Source organism: Acinetobacter haemolyticus (assembly GCF_003323815.1).
Taxonomy (GTDB): Bacteria; Pseudomonadota; Gammaproteobacteria; order Pseudomonadales; family Moraxellaceae; genus Acinetobacter; species Acinetobacter haemolyticus.
The window spans coordinates 1,102,126-1,126,880 of the sequence record NZ_CP030880.1 but is presented as its reverse complement, the minus strand read 5'-3'; the positions used below and the strand labels follow the sequence as shown (position 1 = coordinate 1,126,880).

General features: G+C 39.2%; 29 protein-coding genes. 21 read left to right on the top strand and 8 right to left on the bottom strand.

The genetic code is table 11. The annotated features are described in order from the left end of the window. Nucleotide 1 precedes the first annotated feature (1 nt). Nucleotides 2-814 carry an aminodeoxychorismate lyase gene (gene pabC, locus DS737_RS05045; protein ID WP_113996949.1) on the bottom strand — a complete coding sequence of 271 codons (813 nt, stop codon included), beginning with the start codon at nucleotides 812-814 and terminating at the stop codon, nucleotides 2-4. A 251-nt stretch (nucleotides 815-1,065) separates the two neighbouring features. On the opposite strand from pabC, the gene DS737_RS05040 reads away from it, so the two are divergent. From DS737_RS05040 to DS737_RS05015, 6 genes are all read left to right on the top strand, one after another. Continuing rightward, on the top strand, nucleotides 1,066-2,067 hold the full coding sequence (locus DS737_RS05040) for a sulfate ABC transporter substrate-binding protein (protein WP_005084562.1): 1,002 nt from the start codon (nucleotides 1,066-1,068) through the stop codon (nucleotides 2,065-2,067). A 36-nt stretch (nucleotides 2,068-2,103) separates the two neighbouring features. Further along, nucleotides 2,104-2,706 (top strand): RBBP9/YdeN family alpha/beta hydrolase, encoded by a 603-nt coding sequence (locus tag DS737_RS05035; protein ID WP_004640044.1) that lies wholly within the window; start codon nucleotides 2,104-2,106, stop codon nucleotides 2,704-2,706. A 71-nt stretch (nucleotides 2,707-2,777) separates the two neighbouring features. Next, entirely contained in the window at nucleotides 2,778-3,611 is an 834-nt protein-coding gene (gene cysT, locus DS737_RS05030) for a sulfate ABC transporter permease subunit CysT (protein ID WP_004640046.1), read from the top strand. Further along, entirely contained in the window at nucleotides 3,608-4,492 is an 885-nt protein-coding gene (gene cysW / locus DS737_RS05025) for a sulfate ABC transporter permease subunit CysW (RefSeq protein WP_005084559.1), read from the top strand. The genes cysT and cysW overlap by 4 nt, the downstream gene beginning before the upstream one ends. Nucleotides 4,493-4,496: 4 nt before the next feature. After that, complete coding sequence (locus tag DS737_RS05020; RefSeq protein ID WP_005084558.1) at nucleotides 4,497-5,570, top strand: sulfate/molybdate ABC transporter ATP-binding protein; 1,074 nt, start codon at nucleotides 4,497-4,499, stop codon at nucleotides 5,568-5,570. 156 nt (nucleotides 5,571-5,726) lie between these two features. After that, on the top strand, nucleotides 5,727-6,650 hold the full coding sequence (locus tag DS737_RS05015; RefSeq protein ID WP_005084556.1) for a CysB family HTH-type transcriptional regulator: 924 nt from the start codon (nucleotides 5,727-5,729) through the stop codon (nucleotides 6,648-6,650). Between the two features lie 83 nt (nucleotides 6,651-6,733). On the opposite strand, the gene carO is transcribed toward DS737_RS05015, so the two are convergent. Then, nucleotides 6,734-7,477, bottom strand: coding sequence for an ornithine uptake porin CarO (carO, locus tag DS737_RS05010; protein ID WP_113996948.1), 744 nt, complete (start codon nucleotides 7,475-7,477; stop codon nucleotides 6,734-6,736). 295 nt (nucleotides 7,478-7,772) lie between these two features. Here carO and dapD point away from each other — a divergent pair, with 295 nt between their 5' ends. The 8 genes from dapD (at nucleotide 7,773) to DS737_RS04970 (ending at nucleotide 12,986) form a co-directional block, all read left to right on the top strand. After that, nucleotides 7,773-8,594 (top strand): 2,3,4,5-tetrahydropyridine-2,6-dicarboxylate N-succinyltransferase, encoded by an 822-nt coding sequence (dapD, locus tag DS737_RS05005; RefSeq protein ID WP_004640056.1) that lies wholly within the window; start codon nucleotides 7,773-7,775, stop codon nucleotides 8,592-8,594. A gap of 156 nt (nucleotides 8,595-8,750) precedes the next feature. After that, entirely contained in the window at nucleotides 8,751-9,461 is a 711-nt protein-coding gene (gene queE, locus DS737_RS05000) for a 7-carboxy-7-deazaguanine synthase QueE (protein ID WP_113996947.1), read from the top strand. 75 nt (nucleotides 9,462-9,536) lie between these two features. Next, the gene (gene queC / locus DS737_RS04995; RefSeq protein WP_017394498.1) at nucleotides 9,537-10,205 is read left to right on the top strand and encodes a 7-cyano-7-deazaguanine synthase QueC; all 669 of its coding nucleotides are present in this window, start codon (nucleotides 9,537-9,539) and stop codon (nucleotides 10,203-10,205) included. Between the two features lie 30 nt (nucleotides 10,206-10,235). Then, the gene (locus DS737_RS04990) at nucleotides 10,236-10,658 is read left to right on the top strand and encodes a hypothetical protein (protein WP_004640060.1); all 423 of its coding nucleotides are present in this window, start codon (nucleotides 10,236-10,238) and stop codon (nucleotides 10,656-10,658) included. Nucleotides 10,659-10,755: 97 nt separating this feature from the next. Continuing rightward, nucleotides 10,756-11,448, top strand: coding sequence for a Dph6-related ATP pyrophosphatase (locus DS737_RS04985; protein WP_113996946.1), 693 nt, complete (start codon nucleotides 10,756-10,758; stop codon nucleotides 11,446-11,448). A gap of 3 nt (nucleotides 11,449-11,451) precedes the next feature. Then, the gene (locus DS737_RS04980; RefSeq protein WP_004640063.1) at nucleotides 11,452-11,916 is read left to right on the top strand and encodes a peroxiredoxin; all 465 of its coding nucleotides are present in this window, start codon (nucleotides 11,452-11,454) and stop codon (nucleotides 11,914-11,916) included. A 117-nt stretch (nucleotides 11,917-12,033) separates the two neighbouring features. Beyond that, complete coding sequence (locus DS737_RS04975) at nucleotides 12,034-12,612, top strand: CAP domain-containing protein (RefSeq protein WP_075315166.1); 579 nt, start codon at nucleotides 12,034-12,036, stop codon at nucleotides 12,610-12,612. An 11-nt stretch (nucleotides 12,613-12,623) separates the two neighbouring features. Beyond that, on the top strand, nucleotides 12,624-12,986 hold the full coding sequence (locus tag DS737_RS04970; protein WP_113996945.1) for a glyoxalase superfamily protein: 363 nt from the start codon (nucleotides 12,624-12,626) through the stop codon (nucleotides 12,984-12,986). Between the two features lie 9 nt (nucleotides 12,987-12,995). On the opposite strand, the gene DS737_RS04965 is transcribed toward DS737_RS04970, so the two are convergent. Next, a complete protein-coding gene (locus tag DS737_RS04965; RefSeq protein ID WP_113996944.1) occupies nucleotides 12,996-13,373 on the bottom strand; it encodes a nuclear transport factor 2 family protein in 378 nt (125 codons plus the stop codon). Between the two features lies 1 nt (nucleotide 13,374). Continuing rightward, a complete protein-coding gene (locus DS737_RS04960) occupies nucleotides 13,375-13,593 on the bottom strand; it encodes a 2-hydroxymuconate tautomerase family protein (protein WP_017394932.1) in 219 nt (72 codons plus the stop codon). 125 nt (nucleotides 13,594-13,718) lie between these two features. On the opposite strand from DS737_RS04960, the gene DS737_RS04955 reads away from it, so the two are divergent. After that, nucleotides 13,719-14,639 (top strand): LysR family transcriptional regulator, encoded by a 921-nt coding sequence (locus DS737_RS04955; RefSeq protein ID WP_113996943.1) that lies wholly within the window; start codon nucleotides 13,719-13,721, stop codon nucleotides 14,637-14,639. Nucleotides 14,640-14,656: 17 nt separating this feature from the next. On the opposite strand, the gene DS737_RS04950 is transcribed toward DS737_RS04955, so the two are convergent. Continuing rightward, nucleotides 14,657-15,232 carry a nicotinate-nicotinamide nucleotide adenylyltransferase gene (locus tag DS737_RS04950; RefSeq protein WP_161401498.1) on the bottom strand — a complete coding sequence of 192 codons (576 nt, stop codon included), beginning with the start codon at nucleotides 15,230-15,232 and terminating at the stop codon, nucleotides 14,657-14,659. Nucleotides 15,233-15,340: 108 nt separating this feature from the next. On the opposite strand from DS737_RS04950, the gene DS737_RS04945 reads away from it, so the two are divergent. The 5 genes from DS737_RS04945 to DS737_RS04925 all read left to right on the top strand — a co-directional run bounded on the left by DS737_RS04945 (nucleotide 15,341) and on the right by DS737_RS04925 (nucleotide 22,889). Continuing rightward, entirely contained in the window at nucleotides 15,341-16,141 is an 801-nt protein-coding gene (locus DS737_RS04945) for an enoyl-CoA hydratase-related protein (protein WP_005089648.1), read from the top strand. Nucleotides 16,142-16,429: 288 nt separating this feature from the next. Beyond that, nucleotides 16,430-19,282, top strand: coding sequence for a phosphoenolpyruvate--protein phosphotransferase (ptsP, locus tag DS737_RS04940; protein ID WP_113996942.1), 2,853 nt, complete (start codon nucleotides 16,430-16,432; stop codon nucleotides 19,280-19,282). After that, nucleotides 19,275-20,225 (top strand): 1-phosphofructokinase, encoded by a 951-nt coding sequence (gene pfkB / locus DS737_RS04935; protein ID WP_113996941.1) that lies wholly within the window; start codon nucleotides 19,275-19,277, stop codon nucleotides 20,223-20,225. Before ptsP ends, pfkB begins: the two co-directional genes overlap by 8 nt. Next, nucleotides 20,212-21,933 carry a fructose-specific PTS transporter subunit EIIC gene (locus tag DS737_RS04930; protein WP_113996940.1) on the top strand — a complete coding sequence of 574 codons (1,722 nt, stop codon included), beginning with the start codon at nucleotides 20,212-20,214 and terminating at the stop codon, nucleotides 21,931-21,933. The genes pfkB and DS737_RS04930 overlap by 14 nt, the downstream gene beginning before the upstream one ends. A 191-nt stretch (nucleotides 21,934-22,124) precedes the next feature. After that, a complete protein-coding gene (locus DS737_RS04925) occupies nucleotides 22,125-22,889 on the top strand; it encodes a nitroreductase family protein (RefSeq protein WP_113996939.1) in 765 nt (254 codons plus the stop codon). A gap of 1 nt (nucleotide 22,890) precedes the next feature. On the opposite strand, the gene DS737_RS04920 is transcribed toward DS737_RS04925, so the two are convergent. Together DS737_RS04920 and DS737_RS16325 are read right to left on the bottom strand one after the other, a co-directional pair. After that, nucleotides 22,891-23,205, bottom strand: coding sequence for an NGG1p interacting factor NIF3 (locus DS737_RS04920; RefSeq protein ID WP_113996938.1), 315 nt, complete (start codon nucleotides 23,203-23,205; stop codon nucleotides 22,891-22,893). Nucleotides 23,206-23,272: 67 nt separating this feature from the next. Then, on the bottom strand, nucleotides 23,273-23,398 hold the full coding sequence (locus tag DS737_RS16325) for a KGW motif small protein (RefSeq protein WP_004640092.1): 126 nt from the start codon (nucleotides 23,396-23,398) through the stop codon (nucleotides 23,273-23,275). Nucleotides 23,399-23,545: 147 nt separating this feature from the next. Between DS737_RS16325 and DS737_RS04915 the strand changes: the two genes are divergently transcribed. Beyond that, nucleotides 23,546-24,142 (top strand): DUF3885 domain-containing protein, encoded by a 597-nt coding sequence (locus tag DS737_RS04915; RefSeq protein ID WP_113996937.1) that lies wholly within the window; start codon nucleotides 23,546-23,548, stop codon nucleotides 24,140-24,142. On the opposite strand, the gene DS737_RS04910 is transcribed toward DS737_RS04915, so the two are convergent. Continuing rightward, complete coding sequence (locus tag DS737_RS04910) at nucleotides 24,137-24,688, bottom strand: hypothetical protein (RefSeq protein WP_113997958.1); 552 nt, start codon at nucleotides 24,686-24,688, stop codon at nucleotides 24,137-24,139. The two genes, DS737_RS04915 and DS737_RS04910, sit on opposite strands and share 6 nt — an antisense overlap. Nucleotides 24,689-24,755 lie beyond the last annotated feature (67 nt).

Here is a 24,755-nt window from a genome sequence, read left to right as displayed (position 1 = left end):
ATTAATCAATCTGGCTAAGTTTTAAAGTTTCAAATAAATCAAGGTAAGGTTGTTGCGCTAACGCGCGATCATTCAATCGTACAACCGCTCGCATCGGATGCAATGCATTACAAAAAAACAGGTTTTGAATACGATCAAACTCATCCATGCCAATACAACGTTGTTCGCATGACACATTGTATTGTTGCATTCGAGATAAGATTTTGGCTCGCATCACACCGTGGACGCCATTATAACGAAGTTCAGGCGTAATCCACTGATCATTTATACGAATAAAACAATTACTGCTCACCCCTTCTACGATATAACCCTGCACATCACTAACTAAGGCTTCTAGCCACCCCCGTTGATCCGCTTCTTGCTTAAGCAAAACTTGTTCAAGACGATTCAATGTTTTTAAACCTACAAGGTGTGGCATGTTTAAACCCAAGGCATGATTGAGTAAGCCACTCTCAATCCATTCAGGCTGAAAAGCTTGCATTACTTTAGGGTAATACCACACATAAAGATCAGCAGCATGTAAAGGAAAACTGTAACCACGATCACCTTCACCGCGGCTAATCACAACTTTGAGTGTGCCATTTAGGCTTTGAAATTGCTGTTGTAATTGTTCAAAAACCATGTCGATCAAGGATAAATCAGTTTTTAGACTCAAATGCTGGCAAGCCAGTTGTAAACGTGCAAAATGCAGTTCTTTTAACTCAAAACACCCATCAAAAATACGCGCAGTTGTAAAACAACCATCTCCATAATGAAATGCCCGATCAAGTAAAGGAATGGAATCAATTAAGTGTCCATTTTTATAGCATTGCATGATCTAAGCACCTTTTTCAGTTTATGAGAATCAAAGTTTAAAATTGAATAACTCTTTGATTTTAAAAAATTATAACAACTAAAACACTGAAATAAAAATTTATTATTTATCAACGATTCAGCATAACTTATCACATTTATATATTTCTTTTTTTTTCATAACAAATGCTTTTTTTATTATTTTTTTTGCAAAAAAACCAGCGTTATGCTGCATCCATATTCTAAATGCTTATGTAATTTCAAGGGGTTTTTATGCGTTTATCTCAACTCAAAGTTGGTCTTTTGGCTGCTTTACTTTCAGCATCCAGTTTGGCTGCTCAAGACTTTTTAAATGTCTCTTATGATCCAACACGCGAGCTATATACAGATTTTAATAAACAGTTTGGTAGCTTTTGGAAACAACGTACTGGACAAGATATTAATTTCAAACAATCACATGGTGGTTCTGGTAAACAAGCACGTGCCGTTATTGATGGTCTAAATGCCGATGTCGTAACTTTAGCTTTGGCTGCGGATATTGATGAAATTGCTAAAAATGCAAAATTGCTACCTAATGATTGGCAGAAAAAATTACCTAATAACTCAACACCGTATACGTCTACCATCGTATTTTTAGTACGAAAAGATAATCCTAAGCAAATTAAAGATTGGGGTGATCTGATTAAGCCAGGCGTAGAAATTATTACGCCGAATCCAAAAACGTCAGGTGGCGCTCGTTGGAATTATTTAGCAGCTTGGGCTTGGGCAAAACATCAACCCAATGGTAACGATGCCAAAGCACAAGAATTTGTCCGCCAAATCTATAAACAGACCAAAGTACTTGATTCTGGTGCACGTGGTGCAACAACCACATTTGCTGAGCGTGGCATTGGTGATGTTTTACTGGCTTGGGAAAATGAAGCATTCCTTGCAATACGTGAACAACCAAACAAATTTGAAATTGTGGTTCCTTCGCTCTCAATTTTGGCAGAGCCTCCCGTTGCAGTGGTAGAAAAAAATGCGACTAAAAATGGCAACCTACAAATTGCACGTGGTTATTTGAACTACCTCTATTCACCAGCAGGTCAGGAAATCGCTGCACGTCATTTTTACAGACCACGTAATGCCGATGTGCTGAAAAAATACCAAAGCGTATTTAAGCCGCTCAAACTGATCACCATCGACAAAGAATTTGGCGGCTGGACCAAAGTGCAGAAACAGCATTTTGATAATGGCGGGATCTTTGATCAGATTGTTAAGGCAAACAGCCGATAAGAATTACTTTTAGAAGAAATTCTCAGGAGAGCAGACATGGTTCACACTTTAATTGTTCCGGGTGTAGGTGGTAGCGAAGCACAGCACTGGCAGTCTTGGTTACAGCAACAACTGGTGTCTAGCTCTCGTGTACAACAAAAATATTGGGATCGACCAGTATTAAGTGAATGGGTTACCGAGTTTCTCAGCGCATTAGAAGCAATCAACTCTCCAGTCCAAGTTGTTGCACATAGTTTTGGTTGCTTAACCAGTGTCGCAGCACTTGCAGAACATCCTGAATTGAAAGCTAAAGTAAAAAATCTAGTGCTAGTCGCTCCAGCAAATCCTGCACGTTTTGGTGAAAGTGGTTTTGCACGCCACAGTTTGACTGACTACAAACAATATTTTCATCAACTTCAAATTGATTTACCGACGACTTTATTGATCAGTGAAAATGATCCATGGTTAGGTTATGTCGATGCTTTACAACTCGCACAAGCATGGAAACTCACCCCGATCAATTTAGGTGCTGTCGGTCATGTCAATGTGGCATCAGGATTTGGTCCGTTTCCAGAAATTCTGAACTACTTATTGCCTGAAAAAAACATGCAACCGCGAACTCGAATGCCTCAGGCAAATTTTAATGTGAAATTTGCCTAACTCTCGCTCCTTATATTTTTATATTTAGCTTATTTGCTTGTTTAGCAAACATTTCTCTTTGAGGAAATATCATGTCGCAGCGTTCCCGAGTGCTGCCTGGGTTTGGCCTATCCTTAGGCTTTACCCTCGCTTACGTGTCTTTAATCGTACTGATTCCTTTATCAGCCGTCTTTATCAAATCTTTTGGAATTGGTTGGGATGGATTATGGGAAATTCTAACGTCTGAGCGAATCTTAAAATCATTACAACTCAGCTTTAGCGCTGCGCTGATCGCTGCTTTTGTCAATGTGATCTTTGGTTTACTCCTAGCTTGGTGCTTAGTTCGCTATAGCTTCCCTGGTAAAAGAATAGTAGATGCTTTAGTCGATTTACCCTTTGCCTTACCTACAGCAGTTGCAGGTATCGCGCTCACCTCACTCTATTCCAAAAATGGATGGATTGGACAATATCTTGAACCACTAGGAATTCAGGTTGCCTATACTCCGATTGGTATCACGTTGGCATTAATTTTTATTGGTCTACCGTTTGTTGTTCGTACTGTACAACCTGTTTTGAGTGATATTGAAACCGAATTGGAAGAAGCTGCTTCCGCATTGGGTGCAAATCGTTGGCAAACCATTACCAAAATCATTTTGCCTATCTTATTTCCTGCCTTACTGACTGGTTTTGCTCTGGCCTTTGCTCGTGGCGTAGGAGAATATGGCTCTGTGATTTTTATTGCGGGCAATATGCCTTATAAAACTGAAATTGCGCCTTTAATGATTATCTCTCGTTTAGAAGAATATGATTATGCTGGTGCAACAACCATTGCTGTGGTCATGCTGATTCTCTCTTTTGCCATTTTATTTTTAATTAATTTAATACAGGCATGGGCGAGCCGTCGCACAGGGAGAGTTGCACAATGAGTTTAAATAACAATAGCAATGCTTTAGCACTCAAATTACAGGCTCGAGATGCAACTCGTGAGCCGACTTGGGTCCGCTATAGCTTGATTGGCATTGCACTTATCTTTTTTCTAAGTTGCTTAATCTTGCCACTCATTTTGGTTTTTGCAGAAGCATTTAAGCAAGGTCTAGCCGTTTATATCAATGCTTTAACCGATGCAGATACCTTATCAGCAGTGAAATTAACTTTATTGACAGCAGCGATTGCCGTACCAATTAATGTGATATTTGGTGTTGCTGCAGCATGGTCTGTCGCTAAATTTCAGTTTCGTGGTAAAGCCATATTAACCACCATTATCGATATGCCCTTTTCAGTATCACCGGTCATTGCTGGTTTAATGATTGTTTTAATTTTTGGCTCACAAGGCTGGATCGGTGGTTGGCTCATGGATCATGACATTAAGATTCTATATGCAGTACCTGCAATTGTCCTCGCCACAATCTTTATTACCGTTCCTTTTGTGGCTCGGGAACTCATTCCATTAATGGAAGCACAAGGTACGGAAGAAGAAGAGGCTGCCATCGTATTGGGTGCCTCTGGTTGGCAAACCTTTTGGAGAGTGACGCTACCGAACATCAAATGGGGTCTTATCTACGGTGTCATTCTGTGTAATGCCCGTGCGATGGGTGAGTTTGGTGCAGTCTCTGTTGTTTCAGGACATATTCGCGGTGAAACCAATACTTTGCCTCTACATGTTGAGATTCTCTATAACGAATATACCTTTAGTGCTGCATTTGCGGTGTCTTCATTACTGGCATTTTTAGCAATCATCACCTTGATCTTGAAAACTTGGTTGGAAATCCGCCAAGAACAAGCAAACAGCCAACCCATTAAGGAATGAACACATGAGTATTCAAGTTAAAAATATTGAAAAACACTTTGGTGCATTCCATGCGCTAAAAAATATCTCTTTAGATTTTCCTGAAGGTGAATTAGTTGCATTACTGGGTCCTTCAGGCTGTGGAAAAACCACATTATTACGCATTATTGCAGGCTTAGAGTCAGCAGATGGCGGTCAAGTGTTACTTGAAGGTGAAGATGCAACCGACATCCACGTACGCGAACGCCAAGTAGGTTTTGTGTTTCAGCATTATGCACTATTCCGTCACATGACTGTTTTTGACAATATCGCATTTGGTTTACGTGTCCGCCCGAGAGCAACTCGACCATCAGAAGCCGAAATTAAAAAACGTGTAACGCGTTTACTTGACCTCGTTCAACTAGGCTTTTTGGCGGATCGTTACCCTGCTCAGCTTTCGGGTGGGCAACGCCAACGTATTGCTCTTGCACGTGCGCTTGCAGTTGAACCTCGTGTGTTATTACTGGATGAACCTTTTGGTGCTTTAGATGCTAAAGTTCGTAAAGAACTACGTCGTTGGTTACGTACCCTACATGATGAACTACATATCACGTCTATCTTTGTAACACATGACCAAGAAGAAGCATTGGAAGTTGCTGATCAAATCATCGTCATGAACAAAGGAGATGTTGAGCAAATTGGTTCTCCCCGTGAAGTCTATGAAAAACCAGCGACGCCATTTGTATTTGATTTCTTGGGTCAAGCAAACCGCTTCGAAGGCGAACATACTGGCGGTATTATCCGTATCGGTGATGATCGCATTCAACTACCAACAACGGTACAAGCACCTCAAGGTAAAGTGATTGCATTTGCAAGACCAAATGAATTGCATATTCACGCTCAACCTCAAGCAAATACCATTGAAGCAACATTTTTACGCGAAGTATGGATTGCAGGTAAAGTCATCGCTGAATTACAAGATCGCAGTGGACGTACTATCGAAATTTTATTAAGTGTAGAGGAAGCAAACTTACATCAATTCAAACCGAATCAAACGGTTTGGATTAGTGCTGCTCAGCTTCATTTATTTGCAGATCAAACAAGCATACAAGTTGCTTAAGAATCGCTCTCCCCACCTTCCGTTGAAAGGAAGGTGCCCACAAAAGCAATAAATCCCATGCTTTTGTGGAATTTTCCCTTTATTAAATGAGGATTTAGGGAAATTTAGAGATAAAATGCTTTCGAATTACCATGCTTTTGCAAGGAACAAATATTTATGAACTTTCAACAACTCAGAATTATTCGAGAAACTGTTCGTCAAAACTTTAATCTCACTGAAGCATCAGCAGCACTTTACACCTCACAATCTGGCGTGAGTAAACATATTAAAGATCTGGAAGATGAATTAGGCGTACAGCTCTTTGTCCGTAAAGGAAAACGTTTATTAGGCTTAACTGAGCCCGGACAATCTTTACTGAATATTGTTGAACGTATGTTAGTTGACGCAGACAATATCAAGCGTCTTGCAGATGACTTTAACAAAGTGGATGAAGGAACACTTACCATAGCCACTACACATACGCAGGCACGTTACGTACTCCCGCCGATCGTAAATCAATTTAAAAAACTATTTCCTAAAGTTCATTTGGTTTTACAACAAGCAAGTCCTGTAGAAATCGCTGAAATGCTTCTTCAAGGTGAAGCCGATATTGGTATTGCCACTGAATCTTTAACCACAGAAGAAAACTTAGCAAGTGTTCCTTATTATGAATGGCACCATAGTATCATCACACCTAAAGATCATCCTTTAAGTAAATTAGACCACATCAGCCTAGAACTGTTGGCTGAGTATCCATTGATTACTTATCATGGGGGCTTCACGGGTCGCTCTAAAATTGATAAAGCATTTGAAGATGCACATTTACATGCCGATATTGTGATGTCTGCCTTGGATGCGGATGTAATCAAAACTTATGTTGAACTCAATATGGGCGTCGGTATAGTCAACGATGTCGCTTATGATGCAGAGCGAGATTATCGTCTTCAACAAATTAAAACTGATATGTTTGGCGTCAATACAACATGGATCGCCGTTCGCAAAGGCCATCTACTACGTGGCTATGGTTATGAGTTTATCTCTCTTTGCTCCCCAACTACAGATATTAAAGCACTAAAAAAAGTTGCTTATCCTGAAGAGTAAATTTGTATAAGTATCTTGTAATTGGAAAAATCAGACATAAAAAAACGAGCATAGCGCTCGTTTTTTTATGATGAATGTATAGGTTAGAACTTGAAGCTCACACCCACTTTAGCCACAGGCATCCATTCATAACGGTCTTTATTCGCAATTTTAGCTTCTTCCGCACTTACTGCTTGTTCTAAAGTTTGGCTTCCTTCAGTAATAGCTGTACCAGAAGATGTTAATTGAACTTTTGGATTACCAGTATAGTAAGCACCTACTTCACCAAATACACCAAAATTATTGTATACAGGAGCATTTAGACCAAAACCTAAATATGGAGCGATGTCATTTTGATAGTCCATTTTACCATCAATTTTCACTCCACCTGCTTGCGCTATAAAGTCTTGATTGTTTACTCGGAATGAACGAGTTGCCCCAACATCACGAGTTAATTTATAGTCATTATCTAGATAAGCAACACCAGCCGCGACATATAAAGCACGTGCAAATGCATTTTGGTTTGCACCCCATGGATAAATTTCAGCGTTTAGGTAAGTGTTGTTGTTATCCATATCGATATCATATTTAGAGCCATTGACTTTAATGTCATCAGACCAAGAGATATCACCGCCGTTATAACCTAAAGTTACACCAACGTATGGATTAACACGGTAAGACACCGCACCACCATAACCAGTGGTACCGACTTCAGCACGTACAGATACTGGGTTTAAAAATGAAGGAAATGCATATGCCGATTCTCTTACGACTTGCTCGTCAGCAAATGTAGTACCCGCAATCGCTGTAAGTACACCTGCAGCAAGAATAACACGCAAAGTTTTCATTGAGGTCTCCTTAAAAAATACTTCTATTTCAATTTCGATATAATTGTTTCTGTGAATTCATATTAAAAGAATGCCTGACAACTTTTTATACATAAACTGATTACTTTTTGTTATTTTCTGATACAAATTAGAAGTAATTGTGTATTCGGAAATAATTTATAAAAAACAACATATTTCATTTTATGACAAATTTATTGCATAAAATTCCAACAATTTATTGTAACGACTTTTTTCAAAGATTCTTCGATCAAATTAGTGTAAAATCTTTAAAATTTTTTTTGGAAGAAGGAAGATCATGTCTCAGCTTTCTACAATCATCGAGCAAGCATTTGAAGACCGTGCCAACTTTAGCGCAGCGGACTGCCCTACAGAAATTCGTCAAGCTGTAGAGGAAGCATTAACAGGTTTAGACAATGGCTCACTTCGCGTTGCTGAAAAAATCGATGGTGAATGGGTTGTTCATCAATGGTTAAAAAAAGCCGTTTTACTTTCGTTTAAACTTAATGATAATCAACCAATCGAAGCATGTGATCTACAGTTCTATGACAAAGTAGCAACCAAATACTCGGGTTGGACTGAAGAACAGTTTAAAGCTGCTGGTGTACGTGTTGTTCCTCCTGCGGTTGCGCGTCGTGGTAGCTTCCAAGCGAAAAATGTCGTATTAATGCCGTCTTATGTCAATATCGGTGCGTATGTTGACGAAGGTACCATGGTAGATACATGGGCAACTGTTGGCTCATGCGCTCAAATCGGTAAAAATGTTCACTTATCTGGTGGTGTTGGGATTGGTGGTGTTTTAGAGCCATTACAAGCGAATCCGACAATTATTGAAGATAACTGTTTTATCGGTGCACGCTCTGAAATCGTTGAAGGCGTGATCGTTGAAGAAGGTTCTGTGATTTCAATGGGTGTTTTCATTGGTCAATCAACCAAAATCTTTGATCGTGAAACTGGTGAAGTTCATTATGGTCGTGTACCAGCTGGCTCTGTGGTCGTTGCAGGCAGCCTTCCATCAAAATGTGGTACCTACAGCTTATATGCTGCGATCATCGTAAAAAAAGTGGATGCGAAAACTCGCGCTAAAACAAGCTTGAACGATTTGTTACGTGCAGACTAATTTGTAATATTTATTGCGGAACTTGATCGTTCCACGGAGCTTCAATTGTTCCTAGGAACTTGATCATTCCTCGTCTCTACGATCAGTCATGGTCGTAGAGATTTTGTTTTTTATATAGCATGCTGCTTATGTAGCATTTGTTTGTGGTAAATGTTTATGGCTTCCTTACGTTCTTCTGCAATTCCTGTCTCTGATCCTGCGGCTGGTTTACGTATCACAGAGATCTTTTATTCTTTGCAAGGCGAAGCGAATACTTTTGGTTTGCCAACAGTTTTTATTCGTTTAACAGGCTGTCCATTACGTTGTAGTTATTGTGATACCACTTACTCCTTTGAAGGAGGTGAACGTTTATCACTAGAACGTATCATCGAAACAGCAAGCCAATACAAAACACCATATATCTGTGTCACTGGCGGTGAACCTCTTGCTCAACCCAATTGCTTAATATTGTTACAGCGTTTATGTGATTTAGGGTTTCAAGTATCACTTGAAACCAGTGGTGCGTTGGATGTATCAAAAGTTGATTCGCGTGTTTCTAAAGTTCTTGACTTAAAAACACCTACATCTAAAGAAGATCATCGTAATTTGCTAACCAATCTCGACTATCTGACCCAACATGATCAAATCAAATTTGTGATTTGTAATCGTGCTGACTACGAATGGTCTAGACAACAACTTGAACAATTCCAACTGCAAGATAAAGTGAGTACAGTTTGGTTCTCACCAGCTTTTGCTGTTGAAAAAGGCGCTGTTGCCCTCCCTGCTTTAGCACGTGATTTGGCTCAGTGGATTTTAGACGACCATCTCCCTGTTCGATTCCAACTTCAGTTACATAAACTGCTCTGGAACGATGAATCAGGTCGTTAAAATTTTAGAAAGGGTTTTTGTGACTTCCACACCCGTTCTTAATCAATATTTTTAGGTTGAATCATGGAAAATAATATGCGTTCTCGTGCCATCGTATTATTGTCTGGTGGCTTAGACTCAACAACATGTCTCGCTTGGGCACAAGCGCGTTATGATTGTGTTGCTATCAGTTTTATGTACGGTCAACGTTCTACCACAGAGTTAGATGCAGCCAAAGCACTAGCACAACGTGCAGGTGTAGAGCATCGTGTCATTAATATTGATTTAGGTAATCTTGGCGGTTCTGCACTTACAGATCATAACATTGATGTCCCAGAACAATTACAAGAAGGTATTCCTGTAACTTATGTTCCAGCACGTAACACAATATTCTTGTCTTACGCCCTCGCTGCAGCGGAAGTTTTTGATGCTGAAGCCATCGTGATTGGGGTCAATGCTGTTGATTATTCAGGATATCCTGACTGTCGTCCAGAATTTATTGACGCTTTTGCCAATTTGGCTCGTCTTGCAACAAAAGCTGGCGTTGAAGGAAAACCTCTTAAAATTGAAACACCTTTGTTACATTTATCCAAAGCGAATATTATACGCTTAGGTATCGAACATGGCGTAGACTATAGTCAAACGGTATCCTGCTACCAAGCAGATGCTCAAGGACGTGCATGTGGCAAATGCGACAGTTGCCGTTTACGTCAACAAGGTTTTATCGAAGCAGGTATTGCGGATCCTACGCGTTATACCAACTAGACGATATTAGGGTAATAATTAGGTACATATATGAAGTTTTTAAAATCAAATCTTATTCTTTCTACAATGATGGCGGCGACTGCTTTAGTTGCAACTGCAACTCAGGCAAATACCAACCCACTCGAAGCTGCATATAAAAGTACCAATGTAAAATCAGCGTTGGTCAACGTATGTAAAGACCAAACGGCTAAAGGCGGTAAATTAACTGCTGCAGAAGTAAGCAAATTCTGTGGTTGCCAAATTGATGCTCAAGGTAAAGTAACTGAAGCACAAAAATGGGAAATCCAAAGCGCAATTAACGCCAAGAAAAGCCCAAGTTCTTTAGCTTTTGTACAGCAACAAAATAAAGACCTACAAGCTTGTTTAGGTGCTCCACTGGTTAACAAGTTAGAAAAGTTAACTGAAGAAGCAATGAAAGCTGCTCAACAGCAGCAGCAAGCTCCTAAAAAGTAAGCTTATATTGCTAAATCAAGCCTGCATTTATGCAGGCTTTTTTGTAACTCTGTTAAAATCGAACTTATCATTTTATTTAAATCGGCTGAACCATACCATGTATGATCAATGGAAAAATAATGCAACCAATAGCCGATCAGTCGTCTCTTTTAGTGGAGGTAAAGATAGCTCTCTCGCTTTGTATCATGCTATGCAAACTGGCACTGTCATCGGGCTAATTGTAATGCTGGAAGTGCAAGGACAACGCTCACGTTCACATGCGATGCCACTCGATATCATCCACGCTCAAGCTAATGCAATTGGTCTACCCGTGTTTATGGCATCTTCGAGTTGGGCTGATTATGAAACTAAATTTATTACACTACTTGAACAAGCTAAACAGCAAAATGCAGAAGTATTGGTTACAGGTGATTTGGATATGCCTGAGCATGGGTGCTGGCATGATCGAGTGACTCAACAAGTTGGGCTAAAACTAGGTATGCCTTTGTGGTTGCGCCCACATCGTGAAGTGGTTGAAGAATTTATTAATTTGGGATTTCAAAGTGTAATCGTCACCGTAAATCTTAAATTAGGAATGAAGATAGAAGATTTAGGCAAAACCTTAACTCTAGAATATATCCAAGAACTTGAAAATCGTGGGATTGATCCATGTGGTGAAGGTGGTGAGTTCCATACAACTGTGATTGATGGACCAATTTTTAACAAAGCTATTCCTGTACGCCGCGGCGATATTGTTTATCATGAAGAATATGCTTTTTTACCACTTGAATTAGACCAAATTGAAGGATGAAACATGTCTGAGACTATCCAACTACCGAATCAAACATTCCCGACCACACATGGTGAGTTAAACCTCACTGAACTCACCAATGAATGGCTAATTTTGTATTTCTACCCTAAAGATTCAACGCCAGGTTGCACGACTCAAGCGGTAGGTTTTTCATGCCTAAAAGATCAATTTGACGCCTTGAATTGCCAAATAATTGGGGTGTCACGCGACTCTGTAAAAGCACATCAAAATTTTACTGAGAAACAAGCACTGACAATCGATCTAATCAGCGATAAGGAAGAAATTCTTTGTAAGCATTTTGATGTGATCAAAGAGAAGAACATGTATGGTAAGCAAGTCATGGGGATCGAACGCTCAACATTCATTTTCCATAATCAAAAATTGGTTAAAAGCTATCGAAAAGTCAAAGCGGCTGGCCATGCAGAACAAGTGTTAGCAGATCTAAAAGCACTTCAGGCTGAAATGTAATCTCAAGCCTTCATAAAGCGGGGGTTAAATCCCGCTTTTTACATAAAGAAGCATATTCAATCTTAATGCCATAAAGTATGATTAAAAAATCATAATAATTAAAGTCTAAGCAATCACATGAATATTTCTAAGCCATCTATATTGATACCATTTGGGATTGTAATCTCAGCTTGTAGCAACTCTGGCACTCCTCATCTGCCAAACAATCAAATTAGCCAAACACCAGTAACACAAACACCCAAAGCAAGTATAAATATCACTTGTCAGGATCTATCAAATCCAGCCTATCAACAGGCAATCATGAATGCGATCAACCAGCTACGCAGTCAATCTCGCCAATGCGGACAACAACATTATGCTGCTGCAAAGCCATTAGCTTGGAATCAACATTTATATAAAACAGCCCTAACGCACTCCAAAGACATGTCAACACACAACTTTCTAGGTCATGTCAGTTCTACGGGGCAAGATTTAAGAACTCGCTTAAAGCAATCCCAATTTAACAGTCGCGGTGGTGCCGAAAATGTCGCCCGTGGACAGAAAAATCTTGAAGAGGTTCTAGCATCATGGCTTAAAAGCCCAGCACATTGCAGCAATATGATGCACCCAAAATTTACAGATTACGCGATCGCTTGTACTCCTGATCAATCACCTCAACAACGTCACTACTGGACTCAGCAATTTGGCATCCGCTAGAAGGTTAAACTATGTACTCTGGATCGATTACTCCTATTTTACGTATTTTTGATATTGATGTAGCTCATAATTTTTATATGGAATATCTCGGTTTCCATATCGACTGGCAGCACAAATTTGCAGATAATTTTCCTTTATATCTACAGATCTCAAAAGGTGACTGCATTATTCACCTATCTGAACATTTTGGTGATGCCAGTCCGCATAGTGCAATCCGCATTTATTGGGAAAATCTAGATGCCCTGCACACAGAGCTAATTCAAAAAAATTATAAGTATGCAAAACCACAAGTCGAAAAAACAGATTGGGAAACACTTGAGTTAAGCATTACAGATCCATTTTCTAATCGGCTGATTTTTTGGGAAGTTGCCTAGACAGCTGATCTAATCAAGCAATTGATAACTAAAAACTTTGCTGATAATTTTCCATTGATCATGATCTAAGGTAAATGTGAGTGCATCATAAAAATACTTAGGCTCAATCACGCATTCAACATGTACGATTGCTAACTGATCATGGATTAAATGAATAGAAATCACTTTATCTTGTCTAATCTGATTTTTTAAAGCAGGAGAAGTTCTGCTTTCAACAATCGAAAAATACTCAGCCATATCCAATCGTAATATGGGCTGTTCAGTTACATTCATATAAATCGCATCGGCATGAAAAACTTGTTTTAAAAGCGCCAGATCACAGAAATATAAAGCATCAAAATATTTTTCTATTTGCTGCTGAATATCAAATATTGCATGTTTCTTCATTTTATTGATCCAAACTTTGTAAGTACTTTTGGCGTATCACAGATACAGATTCACCTGCTACTCCCCAATTATCAGTTTCAACCTCATCAATCACGACAAAGGTCGTGGCTGGATCTTTATCCAGTACATTGACCAGCAAATCGGTTGCACCACGAATCAATTGTTGTTTCTGTGCTGTTGTCACACCTTCTTTAGTGACTTGAATCAAAATATAAGGCATCGCAATTTCCTCATTTAGAAATTATTGGTTGAAATAAACTGGCTAGGGTTATTGCTCATCGTATTATTTACATCAATGTGATTAAATAACCTTTAGATCAAATCATTTTTTACATGGTGTAATAAATGACACAACAACTAAAAAACGTGATGTTGAGTAGTGTTGAATTATTCTGTGCTGTCGCTGAGCATAAAAGTTTTACTCAAGCAGCCAAAATTGCTGGTCTGACACCAGCTGCTGTCAGCCGCTCTATTGCGCGTCTAGAGCAACGTCTCAATACGCAATTATTTGTTCGGAGTACACGTCAAGTTCGCTTGACCCATGCAGGTGAAATTTACTTTCAACAATGTCAACAAGGCTTAACCCAAATTATTGAAGCAGAACAATTATTAAGAAATCAAAGTCAGCAACTCAATGGTCGAATTCGCATCAGCCTCCCTACTCCTTATGGACATTATCGAGTATTACCGCTAATTCCAATTTTTAAACAAAAATACCCAAACATTCAGATTGATCTTCAATTAACCAATAAAAATGTCGACTTCATTGCGGAGGGTTTTGACTTAGCAATTCGTGGCAGATACTTCAAAGACTCCAATCTAATCGTTCGTACCTTAGAACATGCTGAATTAGTTGTGGTTGCTGCAGCAAGCTATATTGATTCATATACAATACCAACAGATATCGCAGCATTAGATCAGCACGAATGCTTACAATTCATCTTACCCAGCACGGGGAAAAGTGTTCCTTGGCTGTTTAAAGTCAACAATCAGATCCATGAATATACCACCAAGGGATCATTACATTGTCTAGATGACATCTTAGGAACAGTTACGCTTGCGAAACATGGTGCAGGATTATTACAAACCTATCGGTTTATCGTTGCGCAAGACATTCAAAATGGACAATTCGTAGAACTGTTGCATCCATTTGCTGGAGCAAGTCGTCCATTTTCTTTAGTTTACCCCTCACAAAAATATGCATCAGCACATATTCGTACCTTCATTGATTTTTTAATAACACATTTAAAAACAGACGTTCTTTAAAGGTTCATCAACTCACTTTATTCAGTGAGGTCTAAATTACTCGTGTCACCTGCCAAAAACTTTTGTTGTAACGCTGCATAAATAGGCGTTTTTTGAAAGTTCTCTAAAAATTGAATACTGCCTTTTGGAAAAGCTTGAGTTTTGATTTCGCCGCGATAATAAGCTTCACGCATCGGTGTTGCTGACATTGAGGCTTTCAAACTCTCAAGTTCAACCATTGTCCACTCTGGAAATAATTTTAAATAATAAGATGATTCATCTTTAAAGTGACCAATTAAGCCAACATTGGAATGCGCAGGAACAACCTGATTTACGAGTTGTTTGACTTGTTTTACCCATTTTTCATCATTATAAACATCAATAACATGCACAAAATGAATACGTTTTTGATCTTCCTCAGAAAAATTAGAAAGAATCATCTGCTCGCGTTCCGTAGCCAAAAATGGATTCTTGGTATTTCGTTCTGGTTGTGCTGAGCCTAAAGCAAGTACCACATGCTGACTCTGTCTCAGTGCAATTTCAATGGTCAGCATATGTGCCAAATGAAAAGGCTGGAAACGTCCAATAAAAACGAGATAGTCAAATGTGTACATAGGCTTAATTTCACTTTTTGTGAACTCATCAGTTGCACTATAAAAATAAATATGCGACATAATGAGACCACTTTAAAAATCAATCTGGATTAAAGCAAGGATAGTACGATGACACTTAGCTGTATTCAACAACCTCATCAACATTTGCAAGCAAATTTAGAAGATGGCGTACTCACCTTAGCCATTAACCGTTCAGAAGCCAAGAATGCACTTTACGGCGAACTTTATCTTTGGATCGCAAAAGCTTTAGATGAGGCAGATGCAAGTAAAGAAGTTCGTGTGGTTATTTTCCGTGGAGCAGAACAAGACTTTACTGCGGGTAATGACATGAAGGACTTCATGGGCTTTATTCAAAAGCCACATGAGGGCAAAGCCGGTGATCAACCACCATTTGTTTTATTAAAAGCTGCAGCTCGTTTTTCTAAGCCACTGATTATTGCGGTGAAAGGTGTTGCGATTGGTATTGGTGTAACGATCTTACTCCATGCTGATCTTGTATATGCTGACAACACTGCCCTATTCCAAATTCCATTTGTCAGCCTTGGTCTCTCTCCAGAAGGTGCAGCAAGTCGTTTACTCGTGAAACAGGCTGGCTATCAAAAAGCTGCTGAGTTATTGTTTACTGCTAAGAAATTTGATGCAGTAACAGCAGTAAAAGCAAATCTTGTAAATGATGTTGTTGAAGATGCCTATGCAATCGCTCAACAAACCGCTCAACAGTTAGCTGCATTACCATTGGCATCAATTAAGCAAAGTAAGGCTTTGATGAAAAAAGACTTAGCTGAAATCATTGAATGTGTTGATGAAGAAGCTGAAATCTTTATGCAACGCGTACGCTCTCCTGAGATGATGGAAGCAGTTCAAGCCTTTATGCAAAAGCGTAAGCCGGACTTCTCACAGTTTAATTAAGCAAATATAAACGGCATAGATGTTTATAAAATGTATCCTCAGAGGAATTTGTAAGATTTTCACCTCGATATCTTTTTGAGCATCTGTTAAAGTTTAAATTAAGAAGCTAAACCATGATTGTCAGAGACATGAAATGGAAATTAGCTTCTTTTTTTTATCTTTGACGTGTGCTGTTGATCGTTTGCAATTGCCTGCGACATATACGGTTAATTTAAAAAAATATCTCTGCTGTTATATCGAAGTATAGACTTAACAGAGATTATTATTTTCATCATTAAAGGATGTTTTATGTTTGTACTTGAGCCACAACATGTACATATGAATCAATCTGCTAAGGATAAGGCAGAAGCTCTCGAATGTTTAGCCAATATTTTGGTTCAAGATCAATTAGTCAAAGCAGATTACTTATCTGGATTACATGCACGTGAAGCTCAAAGTGCAACTTATTTGGGTCAAGGGATTGCAATCCCTCACGGCACTCCGCAATCCCGTGAATTTATTTTAGAAACGGGCATTCGTTTAGCACATTTCCCAAAAGGTGTGGTTTGGGACGGTGAAAACACAGTTTATTTAGCTGTTGTGATTGCAGCAAAGTCTGATGAACATTTACAAGTTTTGCAAATTCTGACTCGTGCACTTTCTCAAGATGTTTCTGATCAAGTCCAACACGCTAAAAATGCAGCGCAAATTATTGAGATTTTACAAGCTCAACCCGAAACATTAGTTTTACATGAAAACCTAATTGAAACTCAAATTCAAGTTACTGATATTGATGATTTTTTATGGTCAGCAAATAAACTACTCAAACAACAAAAATTAGTTGAGGCTGGTTTCATCAGTCAACTTGATCCTAAAAATCTCATCCAAATTCAAGATACGCTTTGGTCTATTTCTGCAAAAAACTATGTTTCACAATCTGCAGTGAGTATCGTGAAAGCTGATCAAACCATCGATTTTAAAAACGGACAAATTCAAACCTTGATTTGTATTGCCCAGCACGAACAATTAGATTACCAACAATTACAACGCTTACTCGATTTATTATTCCAACCACAAATCCAACAACAACTCAATGATCAGCATAATCGTCAAGATATTGCCAAACTGGTTGGCGCGGAAACGATCCCAGATTGGCCATCACAACGTATTGTGTTGGCAAATGCGCATGGACTACATGCCCGCCCTGCAACTCAACTGGTTAATATTACCAAAACTTATCAAGGCGAAATTCGCGTTGCTGTGGATGATGGACAATTCATCTCTGCAAAAAGCTTAACCAAACTACTCGCAATGGGTTGCAAATATGGGCAAACACTTACTTTCATTGCTGAACCGGATACAGATGCTGTAGAAGGTCTTTCGAAAATTATCCAAGCTGTTCAACAAGGTTTAGGTGAAGAGGTCGAAGCAATTGAAAATAAAATTGACGCTCAACAGATCAATACTTTTGAGTTTGAAGAAGAGATTACAACACCAACAACAGGTATTCCTGCATCCACAGGACTCGCTTTTGGCCCAGCTCATGTAATCAAACCGAAACATTTCCAATATGAACGTTTTGGAAATAATGTAAAAGCAGAAAAGGAAAAACTAGAAATTGCACTACATAGTGTAAAAAACACACTCCATCAACTCATAGCCAAAACTGAAGCCAATGAAATCAAACAAATCTTTATGGCACATTTGGAAATGCTGGATGACCCTGATCTCATTCAGCAAGTTCACCAGTCTCTGAATCAAAATCTAAGTGCACCTGCAGCATGGCATCAATATATTGAAAAAGCAGCTCAAGCCCAAGCTGCTCTACCCGATCGTCTGCTCGCAGAACGTGCCGCTGATCTGCGTGATATTGGTGACAAGGTCTTAGCTGTTTTATGTAATGAGGTTGCAGCTCAAGAACCTGAGCAACCCTATATTCTAATCATGCATGATGTAGGCCCAAGCGATGTTGCACGCCTGAATAAAGACCGTGTCGCAGGTATTCTGACTGCTGTGGGTGGTGCAAGTGCACATAGTGCGATTGTTGCCCGTGCTTTGGGAATTCCGGCTATTGTGGGGGCAAGTGACGCGGTGCTTAACATCACACCTCATACAACGGTATTAATTAATGGTGATACGGGTGCATTCGAAATCAATCCATCTCAAGCACAGATTGACGATGCCATCCAAGAACGTGAGTTACAACATCAACGTCGTCATGAAGCTGAGCAACATTGTCACGAGCCAGCGATTACCTTAGATCAGCACCAAGTCGAAGTCGCGGCCAATCTCGGCAAAATTTTAGATACTGAAAAAGCAGTAAACTATGGGGCAGAAGCAATTGGTTTATTGCGCACTGAATTAGTCTTTATGGCGCATCGCCAAGCACCAGATGAAGATGTACAAGAAAAAGAATACCGTCATGTATTAGATACGTTGGCTGGTCGACCATTGGTGGTACGTACTTTAGATGTCGGTGGTGATAAACCATTACCGTACTTACCAATCGATGCCGAAGAAAACCCTTTCTTGGGCGTGCGTGGTATCCGTTTAACCTTACGTAAACCACAACTATTACGTCAGCAACTCACTGCTTTGGTTCGTGCTGCAGATGATCGCCCTTTAAGAATCATGTTCCCGATGGTCGGACGTATTGAAGAATGGCGCGCGGCTAAAGCAATTTTGGATGAGGTTTTGCTCAAGCATCCCTGCCCAAATCTCGAAGTCGGTATTATGATTGAAGTTCCATCAGCTGCATTAATCGCGCCCTTGCTTGCAAAAGAAGTCGACTTTTTCAGTATTGGTACCAATGACTTGACCCAATACACCTTAGCGATCGATCGCGGACATCCAGTTTTGTCTGGCGAAGCTGATGGGCTCCACCCAAGTATTTTAATGTTAATTGATCAAACTGTACGTGCAGCCCACGCACAGCAAAAATGGGTCGGCGTCTGTGGTGAGCTTGCTGCAGATCCCAAAGCTGTGCCTGTTTTACTGGGTTTGGGTGTGGACGAACTCAGTATGTCAGCGTCCAGTATTCCGCTAGTGAAAGCACAAATTCGTCAGCTTAATTTTGCTGATTGCCAACAGCTTGCCCAACAAGCACTCAAATGTGAAAGTGCATTTGCCGTTCGATCATTCGTGGAGCAAACACATGGCTAAAATTTTAACCATTACTCTCAACCCTGCCATTGATGCCACCATCGAACTTGAACAGTTACGTATTGGCGAGGTCAATCGTCAGCAGAACATTCAATATCACGCCGCAGGTAAAGGGCTCAATGTTGCTCAAGTGCTACATGATTTAGGGCATGAGTTAATTGTGTCTGGTTTTTTAGGTACAAAAAATCAAACGCTCTTTAAACAGCATTTTCAAACTATGCAGTTTGATGACCAATTTATTTATATCGAAGGTGAAACCCGCCAAAACATCAAAATTGCTGAACAGTCTGGACGAATGACCGACATTAATGGTCAAGGCTTTCAGGTGTCTACTAAAGATAAACAAGCATTGTTCAAACGTATTCAACAATGTAGTGACTCAGTAGATTATGTGGTGATTGCGGGTAGCCTACCGTTGGGCTTTGGCGTGGATGATTTAAAACAGCTCATTCAAATTCTACACCTACAAAACAAACCTGTTGCTGTAGACACGAGTGGCAAGGCTTTAACTGTTGCGATCGCTATGAATCCGTGGATGATCAAACCCAATACCGATGAATTACAAGAAAGTTTTGGCGTGCTAGCTGAAAGCCTTGACGATCAACAACAATTATTTAAATCACTCAATTCTCAAATTGAACATATCGTCATTTCAATGGGTGAACATGGCGTACATTGGCTTCATCAAAACAAAGCTTATGCTGCCCACCCCCCACAAGTACATGTGAAAAGTACTGTAGGTGCTGGAGATTCTCTTTTGGCAGGCATGATTCATGGGCTAGCATGTCAGTTATCGACAGATGATATCCTAGCAACAGCAACGGCGATTGCCAGTCATGCCGTAACTCAGGTTGGCTTTCGTGTTCCAACCCCTGAACTTTTAGCTGATTTAAAACAACACACCACGATCAAAATCTTGAGTGAATCTGATGCAAACCCTTAACTCTATCTTATTGGTCATCAATCATCCTCAAAATCCTGTTGATGCATTGATTCTGACAAAAAAATTAGCGCAACTTGCGAAACAACAAGGTTTTGAAAGTCATACTATTTCAGTAAAAGATCAAATTCCTGACATTGCATTTAATAAAGTTATTTTTATTGGTCAGACACCGACTCAACTTGACCCATTTAAAGCTTATCCAGTCGTCACCATTTCACTGGAACAAGCGAACCAAGATATTCAGCAGGCCTTTGAATACGCTTTAACGCATGCACAACCGATTGATCAACTCAAAGCTGAAACTCAATTGAATAACACACAGCAAGCGCAACGTTTTGTTGCGATTACCGCTTGTCCAACGGGTGTTGCTCATACGTTTATGGCTGCCGAAGCATTGCAACAAGGTGCAAATAAACTTGGCTATCAGATTGATGTTGAAACACAAGGCTCTGTAGGTGCAAAAAACATCCTCACAGATGAAGCCATTGCTGCAGCTGACATTGTTATTCTAGCCACTGATATTGAAGTAAATACCGATCGTTTTGTAGGTAAACGTGTTTATCGCTGCAGTACAGGCTTTGCCCTCAAGCAAACAGATAAAGCATTTGCCGAAGCAATCAGTGAAGCAACCGTTCTCGAATCATCCAAACAAAGTAAACAAACGGCAGAAAATAAAAGCCAAGAAAAAACTGGCGTTTATAAGCACCTACTGACTGGTGTGTCTTTCATGCTGCCTATGGTCGTGGCAGGTGGTCTTTTAATTGCGCTATCACTTTGTTTCGGGCTGAATGCAGCAGAAGAAACAGGAAGCTTAGCTTATATATTAAAGCAAATCGGTGCAGCAGCATTTACCTTAATGGTGCCAATGCTGTCGGGTTATATTGCCTATTCAATTGCTGACCGTCCCGGTTTAGCACCAGGTTTGATTGGTGGATTAATTGCCACACAACTTGAAGCTGGTTTTCTTGGCGGTATCGTTTCAGGTTTCCTTGCAGGTTACATTGCCCTATTTCTCGCCAAAAAAATCAAATTGCCAACCAGTTTGGAGTCATTGAAACCTATTCTGATTGTTCCGCTTTTAGGCACATTATCAGTAGGTCTAATTATGTACTATGTGGTTGGACAGCCAGTCGCACATATCTTTGAGATGATGAAAGATTTCCTCAACAATATGGGCACAACCAATGCTGTTTTAATGGGAATTGTACTCGCATCAATGATGTGTATTGATTTGGGCGGTCCAATTAATAAAGCAGCTTATGCCTTTACCGTAGGACTACTCACGACAAATACCTATATGCCAATGGCGGCGACCATGGCTGGCGGTATGGTTCCAGCCATTGGTATGGCGATTGCCACCTTGTTAGCAAAAAATAAATTCAATCAAAGTGAACGTGATGCTGGCAAAGCGGCCTTTGTACTAGGTCTATGTTTTATTTCGGAAGGTGCAATTCCCTTTGCAGCTAAAGATCCGATGCGTGTGATTCCTGCTTGTATTTTAGGTGGTGCTGTTACAGGTGCATTGGTTGCCTTATTCCACTGCGAACTGGTTACACCACATGGTGGCGTATTTGTTTTACTGATTCCAAATGCGATTAATCATGCGTGGCTATACCTCGCTGCAATTACAGCGGGGAGCTGTATTACAGGCATTAGTTATGCATTACTCAAACGTCCTGAGCCGAAACTAGAAACCGCCCCTGCCTAAATCGTCCTTACATTCTGATTTTACAAGCAAGTTATTCCCATCGAGTAACTTGCTTTTCTATTTAGATTAGCTTTGATTCTAAAAATTTAATGATTCTATATTTTATAAAAAAGTAACTTCTACACCTCATCAGTTGGTTTTTTCAGATACATCCCAATAGAAGAATAAACATTTTGGAAAATATCGAACTCATGACCACTTCAAATGCAACCGCCGAAAAGAAACGCTACTACGAACCAGCCCCACAAGATATTGATGTTGCCAATTTCCGCAAAGTCGTTGAAAGTCGTCGTTCAGTACGTAAATTCACTGACAAACCGATTCCAAGTGAAATTTTAGATGAATGTTTAGATTTGGCACTGCTTGCACCCAACTCATCAAACTTACAGCCTTGGACGTTTTATGTCGTACAAAACCCAGCCAAGAAAAAACAACTGGTTAAAGCGTGTTTAGGACAACTTGCTGCTAAAACAGCATCTGAGTTGATCGTCTGTGTCGCTCGAACGGATCGCGTTGATGAAATGGCAAAATTGAATATCAGTGAGTTCCCATTTCCCGAAGCACCACCAGCGGTTCAAAAGTACTACCGCTTTATCCCATACAACTATAAAACAGGTTATTTCAATGCATTAGGTAACTTTAAAAAAGTTGCATTTAAAGTTGCCCGCACACTCGATAAACAACTTCCTGTGACTGCATTTAACCCTGCCGATGCCAAATTATGGGCGACTAAAACCACAGCGCTTGCTTGTGAAAACCTGGTATTGGCGTTACGTGCCTATGGTTTTGATAGTTGTATGATGGAAGGTTTTGATGAACCTTTAGTACGTAAAATTTTAAAATTAAATGATCAACAACATCCTGTGATGGTAATTGGTGCAGGTGAACGTGCCAAAGATGGTGTGTTCTTCCCGCAATACCGTTTCGATCGTGATTTATTTATTCAAAAAGTATAGATTATTCAATTTCTAATATTTGGATAAACTCAAAGGCAGGCTCTTCATAAGGATGGCTTGCCTTTAATGCCTTTGCCACAGCACTGGCTTTTTCTTCAGGCACAATCGTTTCAACACGCCATTCTTCGAGTTGTTCTAGTTCATCTAACTGCCCTAAAAATGGATTTGCACCTTTAACCGGCTTAAATTGCCCGATGCCTTTCACTTGCCATGCACAGTGTTCATAATTCCCTATCCCACCTGCACCCGCTTCAAAGATAGCAAGTTTAGTTGATTCAAGATGTGATTCCGGCACGTAATAAATAAGTTTTAGCATAAGTTGAATGGCTGAGTAAGTTAAGCTGTACTCAAATCATAGCTTTAAAAAAGGTTAAGAATCAAAGTTAAATCTTGATTAGGACATAACTCAAACTTATGAATAAGATTTGGAGAACCACTGTTAAACCAAACCAAAACCAGCCTTTTCCTTTGCTATGGATCGTCCTCATGTAATTTTCGTTTTTCATCATGTTGTTCTCCGATTTTTATGATCATTATTGAGAAAGCAAAAATTGAACCAGTTTTTTAAAAGCAAAATTGATCTGAAGCTATACTTCTTAAATAAACTATGCCAAGTTATATTAATAATATATTACTAAATTCTTCGATTTCAAAATATGAGCACCTCATTTCAATCTCAATGGGATCAACTCTATCCCAACAAACTCCCATTTTCTCACCTACTTAAACACTACTTTCCGCAATATTGGTTTAGAATTCATAGCTTGCCCGAATCAAAAAGATATGCTAACACTCCTGAAGAATACGAATTACTACTAAATCGACATAATGAAATTATTACAGATTGTTTTGGGGAAAATACCTCTATCTTTATAGTTTCAGGTCACTATTTTAGTCAGTCCTCTAATGATGAATATTATGAACCTGTATTTGTGCTTCCTCCTTACCTAGTTCATGCAGAAAAAGGCATTAATCTAAAACAAGTAAACCCTGAAGATTTTTATGAAGAAGGTGAAGATTATTTTTTTAGACCATATTCGATAGAAACAACTTGGCAACCCAACACTCACGATGAGTTATTGAAAAAGATCGCTGATGATGAGGTTCGAGCTTTTATGCTTTCTTTTGAGCAGAACATCATTGTTGCTCCCTATGATGGTGGTATTGATTTTATTATTTTTGACGATGTAAAAAGGCAAGCTTTAAGGGATAAATATAAAGATTGGCTTTCACCAAGAGAAGATGGGTTATAGATCCGTATAATTGTCAAATAATACATCTGTACTCATTAACGATTTTTTAGGAAGTTCCAATGGGAAATTATTATTTCCCATTATTTGGTGACTCTCTATCGGTAGTGAATCTATATAATTTCTTTGCTCTAACCATTGAGTATGAGGCACACAATACCCCTCACTATATCGAAAAAACTTTCTAGTATACGAATCAATAAGTATCACTCTGACTTGGAAGTAATCACCATATAAAGTTTCTACCGACATTTTATGATCTTTATCAAATGCAATTTTGATCATTGCCTCAGCTACATCATCTCTTTTTTTATTATGTATAAGCAAATAGTCATCTAAATATTTTGAGAATTTATCATTTATTTTCTTTAAAAACTCATCATTTTCGAAGCATTTCTGATTTAGAAGATCGAAAGTTAAGGAAAATTGATTTATATCCTTACAGTGACTATATAAAACACCTATTGCCCAAAAGTTTTCATAATCATGATAACGATTAACAAATTTATCTAATACTACAGTCGCAGTATCTAACAGTCTTTTTTTCATTTGCTTAGAATCAATAAAATAAAATGGAAAACTCACTAATATCAAATATATCATAAAACAAAAAAGC